This window comes from Bradyrhizobium sp. NC92 (assembly GCF_025200865.1).
Lineage (GTDB): Bacteria > Pseudomonadota > Alphaproteobacteria > Rhizobiales > Xanthobacteraceae > Bradyrhizobium.
In genome coordinates this window covers 3,636,057-3,655,200 of the sequence record NZ_CP104171.1, presented here as the reverse complement: position 1 = coordinate 3,655,200, position 19,144 = coordinate 3,636,057, and the positions used below count along the sequence as shown (strand labels likewise).

The window sequence follows — 19,144 nt, the reverse complement described above, 5'->3', positions numbered from 1 at the left end:
GTTGCTGGTAGCGCTGTCAACGTTCCTTTGTTTGCGGGACTGACTGTGTTAAGAGCAGCAAATGGGTCGAAAACGCACCAAGTCAGGCAAAATCCGGCTGGCCGAAGTGGCCGAGCTCGCCGGCGTCAGCCCGATTACCGCGTCGCGCTTTTTCCGCAATCCGGAGGCCCTGTCGGTCGCCAAGCGGACACGGGTCGAGAGCGCCGCCAAGGAGCTCGGCTATGTGCCCAATCTTGCCGCACGCGCCCTCGCCTCGCAACGCACCGAGGTCATCGGTGTCTTGATCCCATCGCTCACCAATAACGTGTTCTCGGACGTGCTGCGCGGCATCTACGACTCCTCCGAAGGCAGCCGCTACTCGATCCAATTGTCCAACACGCGCTACAGCATTCTCCAGGAAGAGAAGTTGCTGCGTCTGTTCCTGGCGCAGAAGCCGGCCGGGCTGATCGTCACCGGCATCGATCAGACGACGGAGTCCCGCGCGATGCTTCGAGCCGCGGACTGCCCGATCGTGCAGATCATGGAGATCGGCCCGGACCCCGTCGACATGATGATCGGCTTTTCACACTATGATGCGGCCCGCGCGGCGATCGCGCACCTGTTCGAGCAAGGTCACCGCAAGGTCGGCTTCGTTGGCGCGCGGATGGATCCCAGGGTGCAGCGGCGGCTGGACGGATATGTCTCGGCCATGAAGGACGCCGGATTGTTCGACCAGCGCCTGGTGGTCACGACGGCGACACCGACCTCGGTGACGCTTGGCGGCGCCCTGTTCACCGATCTGCTGGCGCGCGAGCCCGACATCGACGCGGTGTTCTGCGCCAATGACGACCTCGCGCTCGGCGTGCTGTTCGAATGCCGGCGCCGGGAGATCGCAGTGCCCGGGCAGATCGCCATCGTCGGCTTCAACGACCTCGAGTTCATGGCCTCCGCCGTCCCCACCCTCACCAGCGTCCGCACCAATCGCTACGAGATGGGGAAGACGGCCGCCACCATGCTGATCAACGCGATCGAGGGCCGGCGCCCGGAGCAGCCGGTGCTCGATCTCGGCTTCAAGGTGATCGAGCGGCAAAGCTCGTCGGCCCGGCGTTCGGACAGCAGGCCACCCGTACCAGGCGGGGCTGCGGCGAACATAATGGTAGCGTTACCAAGCAGCCACGACTAGTATCGGAATTGTGAGGAAACGACCCGCCAGCGGGAAGGCAGATCCATCGCGCGCGCCGTTGGGCACCGCACATGCGGCCACCATGAGACGGACGCCAGTGCGTTTGCATTGCAGGAGAAACCAATGACAAAGAAACCAACCAACGGGCACGCCGCCGGCAGTAACGGTACCCGCCGCCATCTTCGCTCGCAGGAATGGTTCAACAACCCGCACAATCCGGGCATGACCGCGCTCTATATGGAGCGCTATTTGAACTTCGGCCTCACCCGCGCCGAGCTGCAATCCGGCAAGCCGATCATCGGCATCGCCCAGACCGGCAACGACCTGTCTCCCTGCAACCGCCATCATCTCGAGCTCGCGCACCGCGTTCGCGAAGGCATCCGCGAGGCCGGCGGCATTGCGATGGAATTCCCCACCCATCCGATCCAGGAGACTGGCAAGCGCCCGACTGCGGCGCTCGACCGCAACCTCGCTTATCTCGGCCTGGTCGAGATCCTCTACGGCTATCCACTCGACGGCGTGGTGCTGACCACCGGCTGCGACAAGACCACGCCGGCCTGCATGATGGCGGCGGCGACGGTCAACCTGCCCGCGATCGTGCTGTCGGGCGGCCCGATGCTGAACGGCTGGCACAATGGCGAGCGCACCGGCTCCGGCACCATCGTCTGGAAATCGCGCGAGCGGCTCGCCGCCGGCGAGATCGACTATGAAGAATTCATGGAGATCGTGGCCTCCTCGGCGCCCTCGGTCGGCCATTGCAACACCATGGGCACGGCCTCGACCATGAATGGGCTTGCCGAAGCGCTCGGCTTCTCGCTGCCGGGCTGCGCGGCGATCCCGGCCCCCTATCGCGAGCGCGGCCAGATCGCCTACGAGACCGGAAAACGCATCGTCGAGATGGTCTGGGAGGACCTGAAGCCCTCGGACATCCTGACCCGCAAGGCGTTCGAGAATTGCATCGTGATCAATTCGGCGATCGGCGGCTCGACCAATGCGCCGATCCACATCAACGCCCTCGCCCGCCATATCGGCGTCGAGCTGTCGATCGACGACTGGCAGAAGTTCGGCCACGACGTGCCGCTCCTGGTCAACATGCAGCCGGCCGGCTTCTATCTCGGCGAGGAATTCCACCGCGCCGGCGGCGTGCCTGCCGTGGTGCGCGAACTGATGAAGCACAAGCGCATCCATGAGGACGCGATCACTGTCAACGGCCGCGGCATCGGCGAGAACTGCAAGAACGCGCCCGCACCCGACAACGACGTGATCTGGGCTTACGACAAGCCGCTGGTGAAGGACGCCGGCTTCCTGGTGCTGAAGGGCAATCTGTTCGACTCCGCGATCATGAAGACCAGCGTGATCTCCAAGGAATTCCGCGACCGCTACCTCAGCAATCCGAAGGACCTCAATGCTTTCGAGGGCCGCGCCATCGTGTTCGAGGGCCCGGAAGATTACCACGAGCGGATCGACGATCCCTCGCTCGACATCGACGAGCGCTGCGTGCTGTTCATCCGCGGCACCGGCCCGATCGGCTACCCCGGTGGCGCCGAGGTCGTGAACATGCAGCCGCCGGCGGCGCTGATCAAACGCGGCATCCTGTCCCTGCCCTGCATCGGCGATGGCCGCCAGTCCGGCACCTCGGGCTCGCCCTCGATCCTCAACGCCTCGCCGGAAGCCGCCGCCAATGGCGGGCTTGCCGTCCTCAAGACCGGCGACAAGGTGCGCATCGACCTCAACAAGGGCAGCGCCAACATCCTGATCTCGGATGAGGAGCTGAAGAAGCGCCACGCCGAGCTCAAGGCCAGCGGCGGCTTCAAGCATCCGCCGAACCAGACGCCGTGGCAGGAGATCTACCGCAACACCGTCGGCCAGCAATCGACCGGCGCCTGCATGGAGCTCGCGACGCGTTATCAGAACGTCGCCGGCACGTTCGGTGTGGCGCGGGACAATCACTGACAGCCACACCGTCATTGCGAGCGAAGCGAAGCAATCCAGTCTGCCTCCGCGGAGAGCCCCTGGATTGCGTCGTCGCAAGAGCTCCTCGCAATGACGAACTAACAAACAGATCTTGGTGAGGAGAACAACAACATGGCAGACCGCCTCAAAGGAAAGCGCGCCGTCGTCACGGCTGCAGCCGCTGGCATCGGGCGCGCCTGCGCCATCGCATTCGCGCGTGAAGGCGCAACCGTCATCGCCACCGACATCAACGAGGCCGGCATCGCTAGCCTAACCAAGGAAGGCATCGCCGAGGTCGCAAAACTCGACGTCCGCAACACCGCCGACGTCAACGCCTTTGCCAAGCGCATCGGCAAGATCGACATCCTGCTCAACGCCGCCGGCTTCGTGCATCACGGCACCATCCTGGACTGCTCGGAGGAGGATTTCGATTTCTCGTTCGACCTGAACGTCAAGTCGATGCACCGGACCATCAAGGCCTTCCTGCCCGACATGATCGCGGGCGGCGGCGGCAGCATCGTCAACATCTCGTCCTGCGCGGCCTTGCGGCCGCCGGCGAACCGCTACGTCTACAGCTCGTCGAAGGCGGCAGTGTCGCTGCTGTCCCGCGCGGTCGCGCTCGACTTCATCACCAAGGGCATCCGTTGCAACTCGATCTGCCCCGGCACCGTCGAGACGCCCTCGATGCTCGACCGCGCCGCCGCGCAAGGACCGCAGGGCAAGGAGATGTTCATCTCCCGCCAGAAGATGGGCCGGCTCGGCACCGCCGAGGAGATCGCGGCGATGGCGATCTATCTCGGCAGCGACGAGAGCGCCTTCACCACCGGCGTCGACCTCGTCGTCGACGGCGGCTACATGCTCTGACGCGAGAAGGCCGCCGGCATGAACAAGATCGATCTCAACGGCCGCATCGCCATCGTCACCGGCGGTGCGCAGGGCTTTGGCCGCGCCATTGCCGAGCGCTTCGTCGCCTCCGGCGCCAAAGTCGCGATCTGGGACTTCGACGCCGCGCTGGCGGAGAAGACCGCAAAGGAGATCGGCGGCGAGACAAAAGTCTTCAAGGTCGACGTCACCGACACGGCCGCCGTCGAGCAGGCACGCGATGCGACGCTCAAGGCCTTCGGCAAGATCGACATCCTCGTCAACAATGCCGGCATCGCCGGGGTCAATAAGCCGGTCTGGGAGACCGACCTCGATGAATGGCGCAAGGTGCTGCGCATCAACCTCGACGGCCCCTTCATCGTCAGCAAGGCGATCGTGCCCGAAATGCTCAAGCAGAAATACGGGCGGATCGTGAACATCGCCTCGATCGCCGGCAAGGAAGGCAATCCGAACGCCGCGCATTATTCGGCCTCCAAGGCCGGCCTGATCGCGCTGACGAAGTCGCTCGGCAAGGAGCTCGCCGCCCACGACATCCTCGTCAACGCGGTGACACCGGCCGCGGCGAAGACCGCGATCTTCGACCAGATGACGCAGCAGCATATCGACTTCATGCTGTCGAAGATCCCGAAGGCACGCTTCGTCCTCGTGGAAGAACTCGCCGCGATGGTGGCCTGGCTCGCATCCGAGGATTGCGCCTTCTCGACCGGCGCTGTGTTCGACATCTCGGGCGGGCGCGCAACCTATTGAGGACATCATGATCCGGGAAGGTGGATGCCTGTGCGGCGCGGTGCGGTTCAAGGCGGAGGGCGAGCCGCTCAACGTCCGCATCTGCCATTGCCGCATCTGCCAGAAGGCGATGGGCTCGCCCTACTTCGCGCGCGCGCAGTTCGACCAGCGTGCGCTCAGCGTCGAGGGCGAGACCGCACGCTACGCCTCGTCCGCAAACATCGACCGCGTGTTCTGCAAGCAGTGCGGCACGCGGCTGTTTGCCTGGCGCCGCAACGGCACGCTGGCGGGCGTGGCGCTGGCCACTTTCGACGATCGCAATGCCTTCGCCCCGACCGAGCACATCTGGGTCAGCGAGAAGCTCGCCTGGGTGAAGCTCGACGACGGCTTGACTCAATACGAGACGACGATTCCGGCGTGACGTTAGGCGCTCGGGGCCGAACCTGCAGACCCCCTCGTCATCGCAATCTCTATCCTGCCAATGCCTCAGCCACTCCGAGAAGCGCCGGCTGCTAGGACAGCTCTGTTGCGTCGTCGCGTGACGCCTCGATCCAGGGATGACCGGTTTTCCGTCTTGCGCGGCTAGCCAGCAGATTTCGTTTGCCTTACGTTCCTTCCGGATAGCCTGCGGGGAATGCTGTTGCGTCTCATTAAGCCGATAACAGAATCAGAACTTGGACTTTGGCGGTTTCAGAGTTTGGCGATGTGGGGGGCATGCATCGGCGCTGTTGCGGCCGGTATCGTTGCCTATCTCATCTTGAACGCCACCAAGTTGCGCCTGGGCGTAAATCTCGCGCAGGACTTTCCCGTCATCGAGGCACATGTCACGGGCGATGCGGCAATCAAGCGTGCCGAGAAGATCTTCTATCTGCTGTTCTACGTGTTCGGCGCTGTCTTGGCCTTCGCGGCGCTCAGGCTCCGGAGACCGTTCGAAGGGCGGTCGCTCGTTCTGTTTTACGTTTCGATGCTGACGATGGTCCTGTCCCTGGAGACATTCCTCCGGGACGCGTTCCAGCAAGAACTTCACATTGTGGCGTTGACCGTCGCGGTCCTCGCGATCTTCGTACCCTTCGTGAAGCAAATCCGGCCCCACGGAAGCATCGAGGGTGCGCCAGAACTCAGGCCGATCACCTTTTTTGAATTTGGGCGGATCGACGCTGCGCTGATCGCGGCACTGCTGGCCCTGACACTGCCCTTGAGCGTACAACGTTTGGCCGGCCAGGCTGCAACCAATCCTCACGCGGTATCGTTCCTCGTCGGACCGGCCCTCTATCAATTTAGCGATGGCATGGTGCCGGGCCGGGACTTCCTGTCCTTCTATGGATACGGACCGTCCCATTTGTTCGGAATGCTCCTGCCCCCCGACCCGAACGTTCTATATTTGCGTTACGTCGGTTTCGTTGCCACCTGCATCGCAATCTATCACCTGTCGGCGTATTGGGTGCTGCGCGACTTCTTCCAGAGCAAGGCGCTGCCCTTCGTGCTGACGGCTGTATTTCTTGCAATCTGCCAGTTCGGCGAGGCCGAAGGATTCTCCGGACCATCCGCTCTCGCAATCAGGTACATGTTCGTGTTCATCGCCACGGGCATCCTCGCGCACCTCATGGTCCAGCCTTCGGGTTGGTCGTTGGCGGCGCTATCCGCCGTCTGCGCGATCTCGATATTCTGGAACACCGAGACCGGGATCTATACCTGGGTCGTGGGGTGCGCGGTGTTGTCGGCGCGGATCCTCGAAAGACGCTGGCCCTGGGAGGTCGCGGCATTCACCGGACTGTCTGCCGTAATGTTGCTCGCGTTGTTCGGCGCGGCCTACGGTCCTGCCGTTCTCACGATGGACTTCCTGCGCGTCCTGCTTGCGCCGATCGCCCTGCACAGCGTCTCGAACTGGGTCGGCGTGCCGATCAAGTGGGAGCCCGGCTTCGGGACATTCTATCAGTTGATCTTTCCGGCGATGGCTATCGGCACGGCTATCAGCGTTGCCGCAACGTGGGCAGGATCTCGCTCGATCGAACGGGCCTATCTTCTCGTCCTCTCGATCGTCGCACTGGTCTTCATGGCCAAATGGATGAATCGGTCGCTTGACGCGGTATGGCAGCAAAACGCCTTTGCCTTTCTTGCCATTGGCGCGTGGTGGTGCCGGGCGGCATTCCGCGCAGTCCTCGGCCGCCAGACGTCGCAAACCATCCCTGCCGTTTCGCTGGCGGCAACGGCCGTGCTCTCGTTCGCCGTGCTCTTCAATGCGAGGGATCGTCAACAGAACGTGACGATCGGGCTGCCGTCCTATCTGCAGTATCCGAGCATCGCCAGCCTGAAGTTGGGACGCGGAGCGGGAAAGGTCAACTTGCACCTCGATCGCAGCGACATCGACTTGATCAACAAGGCCGTGCCGCCCCACGGTCGCCTGTTGTTGCTGTCGGACCGTGATTGGCTCGTTCTCGCAACCGCCGGCAGAGCGCCCAAGAGCTACTTTCTTCCGTTCCGGGATACGTTCAGCCCCGAACATGTCACTCGCAGCTTTGCCGGGTCCGATCACTTCATTTTGGAGCGCGGCGCAACATACGAGTATGACTGGCTCAAGACGATAACGGAGCAAATCCTATCGTCAGAGTTTGAACGCACCGAAGAATCAGCCAGCTTCATTCTCTACCGCAGGAAGACGTGAACGGGGCATCGCGGCATTGCCCGACCACCGTTTGCGCCTTTCTTCTGCTCCGCAACTCGCGTCCGGCGCTCTTGGCAGATCATCGCCGGCGCACTATTTCGGCTAAGAACAAGACTGACGGAGCGGACGCGCTTTGAACATTTATGACCTCTCCGTCTGGGTGCTGCCCCTGGTGTTCGCCATCACCTTCCACGAGGCTGCGCACGCCTTCGTCGCGGACCGGCTCGGGGACAACACGGCCTCGCAGCTCGGCCGCGTCAGCTTCAACCCGCTGAGGCATATCGACCCGTTCGGCACCCTGATCCTGCCGGCGATGCTGCTGTTCGCGCATTCGCCGTTCCTGTTCGGCTATGCCAAGCCGGTGCCGGTGAACTTTCGCAAGCTCAACAACCCCAGGCTCGACATGGTCTGGGTGGCGCTGGCCGGGCCCGTCACAAACATCCTGCTGGCGCTCGCCGCGGCCGTCGCCTTCCACGCCCTGCCCCTGGTGCCCGCAAGCTCGGCAAAGTGGGTTGCCGACAATCTCAAGAATGCGCTCATCATCAACGCCATCCTGGCTGTCTTCAACATGATGCCGATCCCGCCGCTCGACGGCGGGCGCGTCGCGGTCGGCCTGCTGCCGCGGGCCCTCGCCTTGCCGTTGGCCCGGCTCGAGCCGTTCGGTATGCTGATCCTGATCGGGCTCTTGATCCTGCTGCCGCTCGCGGGCTCGCAGTTCGGTCTAAATCTTGATGTTATTTCAGCAATACTGGGAACGTTGACCGGTTATGTGATTAAGGCTGTTCTCTTCCTGACCGGCAACGCGTAGTTGAACCTGAGATCCGAACCCATGCCGAAGGGCCAGAGGCCGACTTGGTCAAAGCTGCCGATATGCTGATCGCGCGACGCGCCGACACCCGCGCCCGCGCCGATTTCGCCACCTGGAAGATGATGGCCAAGCTCAACGGGGCGTCCGCGCTGCCTCCGGAGGCCCAGGAGTTCCTGGCGAGCTATCAAAACCTGCTGGCGCAGATGAGCGAGGGCGAAGCGACCGAGGCCACCATCGGTGCGATCTACAAGGCCTATTACGTCGAGATGGGCGGCGCTGGAACGCCGCCCGACGTCCGTCCCCGCCAGGCCAAGCCGGCAGCGGACAATGTTACCGCCTTCCGGCGCCCGGCGCCGAAGCCGAAGAGCGCTGGCTTCTTCGCGGCAGGCGCGGCCAGCGGGGCCCAGAAACGGCCCCTCCCCGTGGCGCTGATCTTCGCATGCCTGGTCGTGGTCTATGTCGGGATCCGGCTCTACTGGCGCTGAGCCGTCTTTTTCTTCTTCGCATCCGGCGGCGTGAAAATGATGTCCACGGTCCGTTCGAACCGGTCGTCGGTCAGTCCGGCAGGCGGCTGCGGGATCGGATCGGACTTGCGGACAATTGACAGCGCCGCAGCATCGTAGGCTGCATCTCCCGACGATTCCGCGACTTCGACCGACAGCACGTTGCCTTTTCGGTTGATCGCAAAGCTCACCTTGACCTTCTGGTTATTGGGCTGCTTGCCCTCCGGATTGACCTTGTGAGCCGCGAGATGCGCGCTGATCTTGCGGTTCCAGTCGGCCGTGATCTTCAGGATGTCCTTGCCAAGCCCCAGGACCGGTGCCAGGGCCTTCTCGGCTTCGCGCGCGTCCTCGTCGAGCGTCTGCCGCGCACTTGCCACCGACTTCGGCGATGCCTCGGCCGCGGGCGTTTCGACCGCCTGAATCTTGGGATCGTCTTCCGTTGGCTTCTTCGTGTTGTTCTCGGTCACGACGCGATCAGGATCCTCGACCTCCTGCGACTGGTCCTTCGGAAGCTCCGTCTCCTTGGTCTCGGCCTTCTGCTCGGGAAGCGCCTGCTGTTCCTGCATCGCTTCGCTGTCAGGCCCAGGCGGCAGATCGGTATCGGGCACCTTGGGCGAAGCCATCTCGACCGCGAACTCCGCACCGGCCGCACCAAGGCCATCGCCGTCGTCGTCGGCGCGCAAATGCGCCAGCGCGAGCGCAGCACCACCGAGATGGAGCGCGAGCGCGGCGACCGCCGCCACGATCCAGAGCTTTCGGGATGGTCTCGGTTCGTCCGACATGGCTGGCCCTTAAGGCTGAGCGGCGCCTGCCGCAGGCGCCCCCGGCGCGCCTTCCAGCGCGACCAGCTTCACCCGCGTATAGCCGCCCGAGCGCAACAGCTCCATCACACCCATCAACTCGCCATATGGCACCGAGCGATCGGCGCGCAGGAAAACATACTTGTCCTTGCTCATGTCGGAAAGGCCGTCGAGGGTCCCGATCAACTCGGCCCGGTGAACAGCGTTCTCTCCGATCGCGAGCGTCAGGTCGGGCTTGATGCTGAGATAGGTCGGCTTGTCCGGCTTCTTCTGCGGCGTCGCACTCGACGTCGGCAGATCGATCGGCAGGTCGACGGTGGACAGCGGCGCGGCGACCATGAAGATGATCAGCAGCACCAGGATGACGTCGATGAACGGCGTGACGTTGATGTCATGCGTTTCCGAGAAATCGTCGTCGTCGTCGTTGTCTGCGAGCGAAACGGCCATGGTCTACTCCGCCGCGCGCGAATGCACGCTGCCGTGGCTGCGGTCGAGATCGCGCGAGAGCAGCCGCCCTGCCGCGCCCGAGGCGCGGCTGACGAGCTCGAGATAGCCCTTCGTCACGCGCGAGAAGTGGTTGTAGATGATGACGGCGGGAATGGCGGCCACGAGGCCGATCGCGGTGGCGAGCAGCGCCTCGGCGATACCGGGCGCGACCACGGCAAGGTTCGTGGTCTGCGACTTCGAAATGCCGATGAAGCTGTTCATGATGCCCCAGACCGTGCCGAACAGGCCGACGAAGGGCGAGGTCGAGCCGATCGTGGCGAGCACGCCCATGCCGATCCGGATGCGCCGCTGCTCCGCCCGCACGATCTCGGCAAAGCTGGAGGCGGCGCGCTCCTTGATGCCGGTATCGCTGGACAGGCCGGCCGACATCCGCGCCTCGCGCAGCGCCGCCGCCAGGAACGACGGCAGGATGCCCTCCTTGGTGCCAAGCGCCATCTGCGCTTCAGCGAGCGAGCGCGCCTCCGCGATCTTCTTCAACGCCGAACGCAGCTTGCCGGAGGCGACCGACAGCTCGATCGACTTGGCGATGAAGACGGTCCAGGTCATCAGCGAGGCGAAGGCGAGCCCGATCATCACCGCCTTCACGATGACGTCCGCCGACATGAACATCACCCAGGGCGACAATTCCTTCATGGCCGGCGCGATGGCCGCCGCCTCGGGCTTCGCACTCGCGGAATTGGCGGCCGCGGGGGCAGCGCCGGCAACGGCGGGAGCCGTCAAGGCCGCAGGCGCAGCCGGCGCGGCTGCCGGCGGAACGGTTCCGGCCGTGGACGGCGGAGCCGCCGATTGGGCCGTTGCCGGCGGGCTTTGTGTCTGGGCAGAAACGGGGGACGCGAACCAGGCGGCCGCCAGCATCAAGGCTGCGGCAAGGCTTGCTTGGAAGGACATGGTCTTCATACTTCGGCCCAGTAGCGAATGAGGTTGTGATAGATACCCGTCAATTTGACCGTTTCGGGATCGTCACGCCCGAGCCGTTCCACCAGCGCCTGTATCGCGGTGTCGAGGTCAAAGATCATGCTCCGGGCTTGATCGTCCCGTATCATGCTCTGAAGCCAGAAGAAAGACGCAACCCGCGTTCCCCTGGTCACCGGCGTGACGAGGTGGAGGCTGGTCGAGGGATAGAGCACGCAGTCCCCGGCTGGCAACTTGACTTCATGGGAGCCGTAGGTGTCCTCGATCACAAGTTCGCCACCGTCGTAATCCTCCGGCTCGGCGAGGAACAGCGTGACCGACAGGTCCGTGCGGATGCGAAGGCCGGTCAGGCGGTCGCCGCGGATCGCATTGTCGACGTGCAGGCCGAAATGGTGGCCGCTGTCGGCCGCATAGCGGTTGAACAGCGGCGGGAAGATCTGCAGCGGGATCGCCGCCGCAATGAAGCGCGGGTTGGACGTCAGCGCCGAGATGATGCGGTTGCCGAGTTTTCGCGCGACCTCGCCGTCCGGTGGCAGCTGTTCGTTGCGCTTGACCATCGCCGATTGCGCGCCGGCGGTGGAGCGGCCGTCCTCCCATTCGCTGGCGTCCATGATGCGGCGGAAATCCGCCACATCATCCTTGCTGAGAACGCCAGGCAAGCACGTCAACATGATCAGAACTTCGCTGTGGTCACGACGTAGAACGCTCGTCCCGGCGCGACCGCAACGAACGGCACGTTGCTGCGATAGAACGAGTCGTAATAGAGCTTATTGGTCAGGTTCTGCGCGTAGAACTTCATGCTCCAGTTCTGGTCGATCTTCTTCTCGACGAACGCGTCGAAGCGCCAATAGCTCGGCAGCTCGTTGGTGTTGGCCGCGAACGTGCCGCCATAGACCTTGGAGCGATACACTGCCTGGCCGCCAAGCTCCCAACCGCCGTCGAACTTGTACTTGGTGAGCATGCTGAACGACTGGTGCGCGATGTTGGCGAGTTGCAGCCCGAGATTCGAAGCAACGCCGCTCTGCGTGACCTTCGACTGCATCAGCACCAGGCCGCCGAAGATGCTCCAGCGGTCGGTGATCTTGCCCTCCGCTTCGATGTCGATGCCTTGGATCCTGTAGGCTGCACCCGATGTGAGCAGGTTGTTGACAGTCTCGCGCGCGTTGTCCTTGGTGGTCTGGAACAGCGCGCCGGTCACCAGCAGGTGGCGATCCGCAAGCTCCCATTTGGTGCCGACCTCGATCGCCTTGTTGCGCTCGGGCCCGAGCAACAAGGTCGAGTTGGGAGGAACACCGCCGTAGTCGGTGCCGGTCGCGTCCAGCTCCGACCCGAACGGATTGGCCGAAGTCGCATAGGCTGCATAGACGCTGCCGATCGACATCGGCTTGTAGACCACACCGACATTGTAGTTCACCAGATCGGCGTTCTGCTTCACATAGCTCGAATTGTTGGATGCGCTCTGGCTGTAGCCGTCGTAGCGCACACCGCCGTTGACGATGATCGTGTCCTGCCAGTTCGCGGTGTCCATAACATACACGCTGCTGGTGTTGACGCCGTAGCGGGTCGGATTGCCGACGAGTGACGGAATGCCGAAGGGAATGTTGGTGTATTGCGGGGAGTAGAGATTGACACCCGTCACCGCGCCCGTGCTGGTGAAGGGCGAACCGGCCAGTTCGGACGCGAGACCGGCATAACGATCGATCGAGATGTTCTCGTTCGAATATTCGACGCCGAACACCGCCGTGTGCTTGACCCCGCCGGTGTCGAGCTTGAACGTGGCCTCGTTCTGGTTGGCCCATACGTCGACGTTCTGGTAACGGCTCTGCGCGCTCGCCGTCGTGGTCCAGAGCAGCGGGTTGGGGCTTGTCGTATTCGGGTTCTGCGGCAGCGTGCCGATGTAGTTGAGCAGCGAGTGCTCGCCGCGCACCTTGCTGGTCAGCGTGATCGCCTCGTTGACCTTGTACTCGATGGTACCGGTGCCGAAATCCTGCCGCGCGGTCTGGAAGTCGCGGTTGAGGAAGCCGTACCAATTGCCACGCGGAATGCCCGCCGACGTCACCGGCACGTTGCCCTGCTTGTAATAGGGCACGCCGAAATCGGGATAGCCGCTGAGGTCGGTATGGACGTAGTTCGTCGTGATCTTGATGTCGTTGGTCGGGGTGTACTTGGTCGAGATGAAGCTGCCCCAGCGATTGTCGGTCACGTAGTTGCGCCCGGCGACGTTGGCGTCCTGGAACAGGCCGCCGGCGCGCACCGAGAAGGTGGGATCGATGACCTGGTTGACGTCGAGCGTGACGCGCTTGGTCATGTCGGTGCCAAACTCGCTGTCGATGCGCTTGAAGTTGACGTCGCCGGCCTGCTTGGTGACGATGTTGATGGCGCCGCCGGCAGTGCCGCGGCCGGCATAGGAGGATGCCGGTCCGCGCAGAATCTCGATCTGCTCGGTGAAGAAGTTCTCGCGGATGGAAACGGCGGGATCGCGGATGCCGTCGATGAAGACGTCGTTGCGCGCGTCGAAGCCGCGGATGAAGAAACGGTCGCCGAACGCGTTGCCGCCCTCGCCCGTGCCGAGCGTCACGCCTGCGGTCGAGCGCCCGATCTCCTTCAGCGTCGTGGCGTTCTTGTCCTCGAGCACCTCCTTGCTGAGCACGGTAATGGTCTTCGGCGTGTTCAGCATCTTCTCGGGAAACTTGCCCGAAGCCTGGACGTGATCGACCTTGTACGGCGCAGCCGGATCCGCGTACGGATTGCTGTCGGGAGCGCCGGACGGCGTGGCGGGCGCCGCCTGCTGCACCGGCTGGCGCTGCGCGGCACGGCGAAGCGCGTTGCGGGCACGGACCTGCTCGGGCGAAGGCTTCGAGGCCGTCGGACGCGGACGCTCGACCGGAGCATCGACCGTCACCGGCGGCAGATTCGACTGCTGCGCCTGCGCGCCGCTCGACACCGACGCCACCGCGATCAAGCTCGCGACCGCTGAAACTTTCTTGCCGGAAACGCCCGCGGACCTCTCATCCATCGGATCGAACGCTACGACCGAACGCAACGACTTCGGTGCGACCACCTGCCCCATTACCAAACGCCCCATCTTCCTGTTCGCTCATTCACTTCGAACGAGCGATGGGCTGTTGGTATCGGCCGCAAAATAGCGGGTCAATGCGAGCCGTTCGCGAGAACCTTTGAATTGGTCCAGATCAAAACGATTCTAAACTGCAGTTTGAAATCGTTCTAAGACGAGACTGGACTCGTTCTAAACAGCGGCGATCGCGCATCGCTCTCAGTCGCTGCTCGGCGGCTTCATCAGCGAGAACAATTCGTCGACAGTCTTCTGCGCAACGGCGCGCACGCGATCGGTGCTGTCCATGCCGGCGATGTTGACGCCGCTGACGACGGCTTTGATCTCGTCGCGAAAGTCGGTGAGGAAGCGCAAGGGATCGCGCTGCTCGTTGGCGACACGCGCGATCAATCCCGTGATCAGAATCTGGCACGCGATCAGCTTGCCGTTCAGCTCGTCCATGCTTCGCTCCGTTGATGCGGCGCCGATATGGACGATGCCGAAATCCCTGACAACCGAAACGGCCACGACGCAACTTAGAACCGTTCTTGCGGTTGATCCGAACCACGGCCCGGCGCGAAGCCGATCGGCCCTGAGCACACCGCTGCGCGTGCTGCGCAAGCATGGCACGCCGAACGCTCGCGGCGCGAAAATGCAGCCCTGCACACCGGCGCGCCAGCGAGCTGCCTACACGGTGCAAAGCTTTCCAATTGTTTAGGATTCTCAACTGATAGTGCTGTTTACACTGGAAGTTGGCGTGTATTATACATCATATGGAACCGTACGATTGCCCCGATATTCGTAGCCGAGGGCATGCGAGCCGATACGAGACGACATGAAAAAGTCCCGGCCGATCCTTTGGCTTCTGATCATCGCGGCCGTGGCCTCCGCGGGTTATTATAGTTGGCAGAAATTCGGCTCGTCCGAGGCTGGAAAAGTCCAGACCGCACAAACCGCTCAAAAAGGCCCGCCTCGCCCCTCCGCCGTCCCCGTCAGCGTTGCGCCGGTCCAGAAGACCGACTTTCCGGTCTATTTGACCGGGCTCGGTACGGTTCAGGGCTTCAACACGGTCCAGGTCCGAACCCGCGTGGATGGCCAGATCGACAAGCTCGAATTCAGGGAAGGCCAGATCGTCAAGCAGGGCGATCTCCTGGTCTCGATCGATCCCCGCCCCTATCAGGCCACGCTTGACCAGGCCAAGGCCAAGAAGGCGCAGGACGAGGCCAGTCTCGCCAACGCCAATCTCGAGCTCCAGCGCGCCACGAAGCTCGGCGAATTTGCCACCGCCCAGCGCGTCGACACCCAGCGCACCACCGTGGCTCAGCTCACCGCGCAGATCGCCGCCGATGATGCCGCGATCTCCAACGCCCAGACCCAGCTCGATTACACCCAGATCAAGGCACCGATCACCGGCGTTGCGGGCCTGCGTCAGGTCGACATCGGCAACATCGTCAACGCCTCCTCGCAGACCGCCATCGTCACGATCTCGCAGGTCGAGCCGATCGCGGTGATCTTCACCGCGCCGGAAGACCAGCTCCCCTATATCAGCGAGGGCCAGAAGGCCGGCGCGCTCAAGGTGATCGCCCTCACCACCGACGGCAAGAAGACGCTGGCCGAGGGCAAGCTCGCTGTGATCAACAACCAGGTCGACACGAGCAGCGGCACGATCCGGCTCAAGGCGGTGTTCGACAACAAGGAAAACACGCTGTGGCCGGGCCAATCGGTCTCGACGCGGCTCCTGGTGCGAACGCTGAAGGATGCGACCGTCGTTCCGGATGACGCGGTCCAGCACTCCACCAACGGGCTCTACGCCTACACGGTCAATCAGGACAACAAGGCCGAGCTGCGCAAGGTCAAGGTCAGCTATGGCATCGACGGGCGTTCGGTCATCGAGGAAGGCTTGAGCCCCGGCCAACAGGTGATCGTCGGCGGTCAGTTCAAGGTCCAGCCCGGAAGCCTGGTGTCGACTGCGGTGGCAAGCTCGGATCCGGCCCAGAACAAGGTACGACAGCAATGACCGAGGGCGGGATTTCGGCACCTTTTATCCGATATCCCATCGGCACCTCGCTGCTGATGGCCGGCATTCTCTTCGTCGGCTTGGTCGCCTATCCCCTGCTTCCGGTCGCGCCGCTGCCGCAGGTGGACTTTCCGACCATCCAGATCACCGCCAACCTGCCCGGCGGCAGCCCTGAAACGATGGCTTCGTCCGTGGCGCAGCCGCTCGAGCGGCAATTCGCCCAGATCCCGGGCATCGCGCAGATGACCTCGACGAGCTATCTGGGCACGGCGTCGATCACCATCCAGTTCGATCTCAACCGCAACATTGACGGCGCCGCCAACGACGTGCAGGGCGCCATCAACGCGGCCAGCGGCCAGTTGCCGAAAAACCTGCCGTCGCCCCCGACCTACCGCAAGGTCAACCCCGCCGACGCGCCGATCCTGCTGCTGTCGGCGACATCGGAGACGCTGCCGCTGACGACCGTCAGCGACTCGGTCGACGCCCAGCTCGCCCAGCAGATCAGCCAGCTCTCAGGGGTCGCCCAGGTCTTCATCGGCGGCCAGCAGAAACCTTCCATCCGCATCCAGGTCGATCCCGCAAAGCTGGTCGCCAAGGGCCTGTCGATGGAGGACATCCGCAGCCAGATCGCGATCACCACGGTCGACAGCCCCAAGGGCAATATCGACGGCGAGAAGCGCGCCTATACGATCTACGCCAACGACCAGCTCACGCACGCGAAGGACTGGAACGACGTCATCATCGCCTATCGCAACGGCGCTCCGCTGCGGATTCGCGACATCGGCCAGGCGGTCAGCGCCGCCGAAGACGCCAAGCAGGCGGCCTGGGCGAACGGCAAGCGCGGCGTGTTCCTGGTGATCTTCAAGCAGCCGGGCGCCAACGTCATCGAGACCGTGGACCGGATCAAGGCGACCCTGCCCCGCCTCGTGGCGGCGATCCCGCCCGCGATCAAGATCGAGCTCATCAGCGACCGAACCACCACCATCCGCGCCGCGGTCGAGGACGTCCAGTTCACGCTGCTGCTGACCATCGCCCTCGTGGTCATGGTCATCTTCATCTTCCTGCGAAGCTTCTGGGCAACGGTCATACCGACGGTCACGGTGCCATTGGCGCTGCTGGGTGCCTGCGCCTTGATGTGGGTGGCCGGCTATTCGCTCGACAATCTGTCGTTGATGGCGCTCACCATCGCGGTCGGCTTCGTCGTCGACGACGCCATCGTGATGCTCGAGAACATCACGCGCTACATCGAGGAAGGCGACTCTCCGATGGAGGCCGCCTTCAAAGGCTCCAAGGAAATCGGCTTCACCATCGTCTCCATCAGCATCTCGCTGGTCGCGGTGCTGATCCCCCTGCTGTTGATGGGCGGCATCATCGGGCGCCTGTTCCGCGAATTCGCCGTCGTGCTGGCGATGACGATCTTCGTCTCGATGTTCGTGTCGCTGACGCTGACGCCGATGATGGCCTCGCGCTTCCTGCGCGCCCATGGCGAGGTCACCCACGGCAAGCTCTATCAGTGGAGCGAGCGCGCCTTCGACGGCATGCTGCGCGGCTACGAATACGTGCTCGACCACGCCCTGGCCTGGCGGCGCACCACGCTCGCGATTTTCTTCGTCACGCTCGGCCTGTCGGTCTACCTGTTCGTGCTGATCCCCAAGGGCTTCTTCCCGCAGCAGGACGTCGGCCTGATCACGGCCACGTCTGAAGCCTCGCAGGACATTTCGTTCAAGGAGATGCAGCGCCGCCAGGTCGAGCTCGGCAAGATCGTGATGGACGACCCCGACGTCGCAACGATCGCCATGAACATCGGCGGCAGCGGCCGTGCCGGCAACAACGGCAACATGTTCATCACGCTCAAGCCGCGCAACGAGCGGGAGGCGTCCGCTCAGCAGATCATCGCACGGCTGCGTCCGAAGCTCGAGAAAGTGCCGGGCGCGCGCCTCTATATGCAGGCGGCCCAGGACGTCCGGCTCGGTGGCCGGCCGACGCGCACGCAGTTCGAGTTCACCCTGCAGGACGCAGATCTCGCCGAGCTCAACGAATGGGCGCCGAAGATCCTCGCCAAGATGCAGACGCTGCCGGAGTTGCGCGACGTCGCGACCGACCAGCAGACGCAGGGCACGACGGTCCAGCTCAAGATCAACCGCGACACCGCTGCCCGCTACGGCATCCAACCCCAGTTGATCGACGACACGCTGTATGATGCGTTCGGACAGCGGCAGGTCACGCAATATTTCACGCAGCTCAATACCTACAAGGTAATCCTGGAAGTCCTGCCGGAAATGCAGGGCGATCTCGAGACGCTGAACAAATTGTATCTGAGATCGCCGCTGACCGGCGACCAGGTGCCGCTATCGACCTTCGCCAGCTGGACCACTGATCCGGTCCGCCCGCTCTCGATCAGCCATCAAGGCCAGTTCCCGTCGATCACGATCAGCTTCAATCTCGCGCAAGGCGTCGCGCTCGGCCAGGCCACCGAGGCCGTGCAGCGGGCGATGGCCGAGCTCGGCGCACCGGCGACGCTGAATTCGAGCTTCCAGGGCACCGCGCAGGCCTTCCAGCAGTCGCTCGGCACCGTGCCGCTCTTGATCCTCGCCGCGCTCGTCGTGGTCTATCTGATCCTCGGCATTCTCTACGAGAGCTACATCCATCCGATCACGATCCTGTCGACGCTGCCTTCGGCCGGCGTCGGCGCGCTCGCGATCCTGATGGCGGCCGGCTTCGACTTCAGCCTGATCGCGCTGATCGGCATCATCCTCCTGATCGGCATCGTGAAGAAGAACGGCATCATGATGGTCGACTTCGCGATTGCCGCCGAGCGCGACGAGCACAAGACGCCGGAGGAATCGATCCGCCAGGCCGCGCTGCTGCGCTTCCGCCCGATCATGATGACGACGATGGCGGCCCTGCTCGGCGGCGTGCCCCTCATGCTCGGCCACGGCACCGGCGCCGAAATCCGGCAGCCGCTCGGCTACGCCATGGTCGGCGGCCTGATCGTCAGCCAGGCACTGACGCTGTTCACCACGCCGGTGGTCTATCTCTATCTCGACAAGCTCAACAACTGGTTCTCGACCTGGGGCCGCTCGGGCGACGAGGGCCAGGAGGCGCCCGAGCACGGCAGCGTCAAGGAAGCCGCCGAGTAAGCTTGCGCCGCGCCTGCCGC

17 protein-coding genes are annotated in these 19,144 nt (G+C 63.6%); 11 read left to right on the top strand and 6 right to left on the bottom strand.

Annotated elements, in window-relative coordinates; genetic code table 11:
• Nucleotides 1–61: 61 nt before the first annotated feature.
• The 8 genes from N2602_RS16890 (at nt 62) to N2602_RS16855 (ending at nt 8,678) form a co-directional block, all read left to right on the top strand.
• Nucleotides 62–1,162, top strand: a complete 1,101-nt coding sequence (locus N2602_RS16890; RefSeq protein WP_260383319.1) for a LacI family DNA-binding transcriptional regulator — start codon at nt 62–64, stop codon at nt 1,160–1,162.
• Between the two features lie 123 nt (nt 1,163–1,285).
• Entirely contained in the window at nt 1,286–3,115 is a 1,830-nt protein-coding gene (locus N2602_RS16885) for an IlvD/Edd family dehydratase (protein WP_172786320.1), read from the top strand.
• Nucleotides 3,116–3,247: 132 nt separating this feature from the next.
• Complete coding sequence (locus N2602_RS16880; RefSeq protein ID WP_260383318.1) at nt 3,248–3,979, top strand: SDR family oxidoreductase; 732 nt, start codon at nt 3,248–3,250, stop codon at nt 3,977–3,979.
• A gap of 18 nt (nt 3,980–3,997) precedes the next feature.
• Entirely contained in the window at nt 3,998–4,744 is a 747-nt protein-coding gene (locus N2602_RS16875; protein WP_172786318.1) for an SDR family NAD(P)-dependent oxidoreductase, read from the top strand.
• 7 nt (nt 4,745–4,751) lie between these two features.
• On the top strand, nt 4,752–5,144 hold the full coding sequence (locus N2602_RS16870) for a GFA family protein (RefSeq protein ID WP_212257441.1): 393 nt from the start codon (nt 4,752–4,754) through the stop codon (nt 5,142–5,144).
• Nucleotides 5,145–5,357: 213 nt separating this feature from the next.
• On the top strand, nt 5,358–7,385 hold the full coding sequence (locus N2602_RS16865; protein ID WP_260383317.1) for a hypothetical protein: 2,028 nt from the start codon (nt 5,358–5,360) through the stop codon (nt 7,383–7,385).
• Nucleotides 7,386–7,518: 133 nt separating this feature from the next.
• Nucleotides 7,519–8,193: a site-2 protease family protein gene (locus N2602_RS16860; protein ID WP_212257439.1), complete on the top strand. Its 675-nt coding sequence runs from the start codon at nt 7,519–7,521 to the stop codon at nt 8,191–8,193.
• Between the two features lie 62 nt (nt 8,194–8,255).
• The gene (locus N2602_RS16855) at nt 8,256–8,678 is read left to right on the top strand and encodes a hypothetical protein (RefSeq protein ID WP_172786508.1); all 423 of its coding nucleotides are present in this window, start codon (nt 8,256–8,258) and stop codon (nt 8,676–8,678) included.
• On the opposite strand, the gene N2602_RS16850 is transcribed toward N2602_RS16855, so the two are convergent.
• The 6 genes from N2602_RS16850 to N2602_RS16825 all read right to left on the bottom strand — a co-directional run bounded on the left by N2602_RS16850 (nt 8,666) and on the right by N2602_RS16825 (nt 14,429).
• Nucleotides 8,666–9,478 (bottom strand): energy transducer TonB, encoded by an 813-nt coding sequence (locus tag N2602_RS16850; RefSeq protein WP_172786314.1) that lies wholly within the window; start codon nt 9,476–9,478, stop codon nt 8,666–8,668. The two genes, N2602_RS16855 and N2602_RS16850, sit on opposite strands and share 13 nt — an antisense overlap.
• Nucleotides 9,479–9,487: 9 nt before the next feature.
• Nucleotides 9,488–9,943 carry a TonB system transport protein ExbD gene (gene exbD / locus N2602_RS16845; RefSeq protein ID WP_260383316.1) on the bottom strand — a complete coding sequence of 152 codons (456 nt, stop codon included), beginning with the start codon at nt 9,941–9,943 and terminating at the stop codon, nt 9,488–9,490.
• A gap of 3 nt (nt 9,944–9,946) precedes the next feature.
• The gene (gene exbB / locus N2602_RS16840) at nt 9,947–10,900 is read right to left on the bottom strand and encodes a tonB-system energizer ExbB (protein ID WP_260383315.1); all 954 of its coding nucleotides are present in this window, start codon (nt 10,898–10,900) and stop codon (nt 9,947–9,949) included.
• Nucleotides 10,897–11,586, bottom strand: coding sequence for a Fe2+-dependent dioxygenase (locus N2602_RS16835; RefSeq protein WP_172786312.1), 690 nt, complete (start codon nt 11,584–11,586; stop codon nt 10,897–10,899). Before N2602_RS16835 ends, exbB begins: the two co-directional genes overlap by 4 nt.
• Nucleotides 11,587–11,588: 2 nt before the next feature.
• Nucleotides 11,589–13,985 (bottom strand): TonB-dependent siderophore receptor, encoded by a 2,397-nt coding sequence (locus N2602_RS16830; RefSeq protein ID WP_172786507.1) that lies wholly within the window; start codon nt 13,983–13,985, stop codon nt 11,589–11,591.
• A gap of 204 nt (nt 13,986–14,189) precedes the next feature.
• Nucleotides 14,190–14,429 carry a hypothetical protein gene (locus tag N2602_RS16825; protein ID WP_128916226.1) on the bottom strand — a complete coding sequence of 80 codons (240 nt, stop codon included), beginning with the start codon at nt 14,427–14,429 and terminating at the stop codon, nt 14,190–14,192.
• 34 nt (nt 14,430–14,463) lie between these two features.
• On the opposite strand from N2602_RS16825, the gene N2602_RS16820 reads away from it, so the two are divergent.
• The 3 genes from N2602_RS16820 to N2602_RS16810 all read left to right on the top strand — a co-directional run bounded on the left by N2602_RS16820 (nt 14,464) and on the right by N2602_RS16810 (nt 19,124).
• Nucleotides 14,464–14,685: a hypothetical protein gene (locus N2602_RS16820; RefSeq protein ID WP_172786311.1), complete on the top strand. Its 222-nt coding sequence runs from the start codon at nt 14,464–14,466 to the stop codon at nt 14,683–14,685.
• 117 nt (nt 14,686–14,802) lie between these two features.
• Nucleotides 14,803–15,984, top strand: a complete 1,182-nt coding sequence (locus N2602_RS16815; RefSeq protein ID WP_260383314.1) for an efflux RND transporter periplasmic adaptor subunit — start codon at nt 14,803–14,805, stop codon at nt 15,982–15,984.
• The gene (locus tag N2602_RS16810) at nt 15,981–19,124 is read left to right on the top strand and encodes a multidrug efflux RND transporter permease subunit (RefSeq protein ID WP_260383313.1); all 3,144 of its coding nucleotides are present in this window, start codon (nt 15,981–15,983) and stop codon (nt 19,122–19,124) included. The genes N2602_RS16815 and N2602_RS16810 overlap by 4 nt, the downstream gene beginning before the upstream one ends.
• Nucleotides 19,125–19,144: the final 20 nt, after the last annotated feature.

Bases quoted from the DNA above. Each gene is read 5' to 3' on its own strand.
- N2602_RS16890 (WP_260383319.1), top strand. From the start codon at position 62: ATGGGTCGAAAACGCACCAAGTCAGGCAAAATCCGGCTGGCCGAAGTG.
- N2602_RS16885 (WP_172786320.1), top strand. From the start codon at position 1,286: ATGACAAAGAAACCAACCAACGGGCACGCCGCCGGCAGTAACGGTACC.
- N2602_RS16880 (WP_260383318.1), top strand. From the start codon at position 3,248: ATGGCAGACCGCCTCAAAGGAAAGCGCGCCGTCGTCACGGCTGCAGCC.
- N2602_RS16875 (WP_172786318.1), top strand. From the start codon at position 3,998: ATGAACAAGATCGATCTCAACGGCCGCATCGCCATCGTCACCGGCGGT.
- N2602_RS16870 (WP_212257441.1), top strand. From the start codon at position 4,752: ATGATCCGGGAAGGTGGATGCCTGTGCGGCGCGGTGCGGTTCAAGGCG.
- N2602_RS16865 (WP_260383317.1), top strand. From the start codon at position 5,358: ATGCTGTTGCGTCTCATTAAGCCGATAACAGAATCAGAACTTGGACTT.
- N2602_RS16855 (WP_172786508.1), top strand. From the start codon at position 8,256: ATGCTGATCGCGCGACGCGCCGACACCCGCGCCCGCGCCGATTTCGCC.
- N2602_RS16850 (WP_172786314.1), bottom strand. From the start codon at position 9,478: ATGTCGGACGAACCGAGACCATCCCGAAAGCTCTGGATCGTGGCGGCG.
- exbD (WP_260383316.1), bottom strand. From the start codon at position 9,943: ATGGCCGTTTCGCTCGCAGACAACGACGACGACGACGATTTCTCGGAA.
- exbB (WP_260383315.1), bottom strand. From the start codon at position 10,900: ATGAAGACCATGTCCTTCCAAGCAAGCCTTGCCGCAGCCTTGATGCTG.
- N2602_RS16835 (WP_172786312.1), bottom strand. From the start codon at position 11,586: ATGTTGACGTGCTTGCCTGGCGTTCTCAGCAAGGATGATGTGGCGGAT.
- N2602_RS16830 (WP_172786507.1), bottom strand. From the start codon at position 13,985: ATGGGGCAGGTGGTCGCACCGAAGTCGTTGCGTTCGGTCGTAGCGTTC.
- N2602_RS16825 (WP_128916226.1), bottom strand. From the start codon at position 14,429: ATGGACGAGCTGAACGGCAAGCTGATCGCGTGCCAGATTCTGATCACG.
- N2602_RS16820 (WP_172786311.1), top strand. From the start codon at position 14,464: ATGCCGAAATCCCTGACAACCGAAACGGCCACGACGCAACTTAGAACC.
- N2602_RS16815 (WP_260383314.1), top strand. From the start codon at position 14,803: ATGAAAAAGTCCCGGCCGATCCTTTGGCTTCTGATCATCGCGGCCGTG.
- N2602_RS16810 (WP_260383313.1), top strand. From the start codon at position 15,981: ATGACCGAGGGCGGGATTTCGGCACCTTTTATCCGATATCCCATCGGC.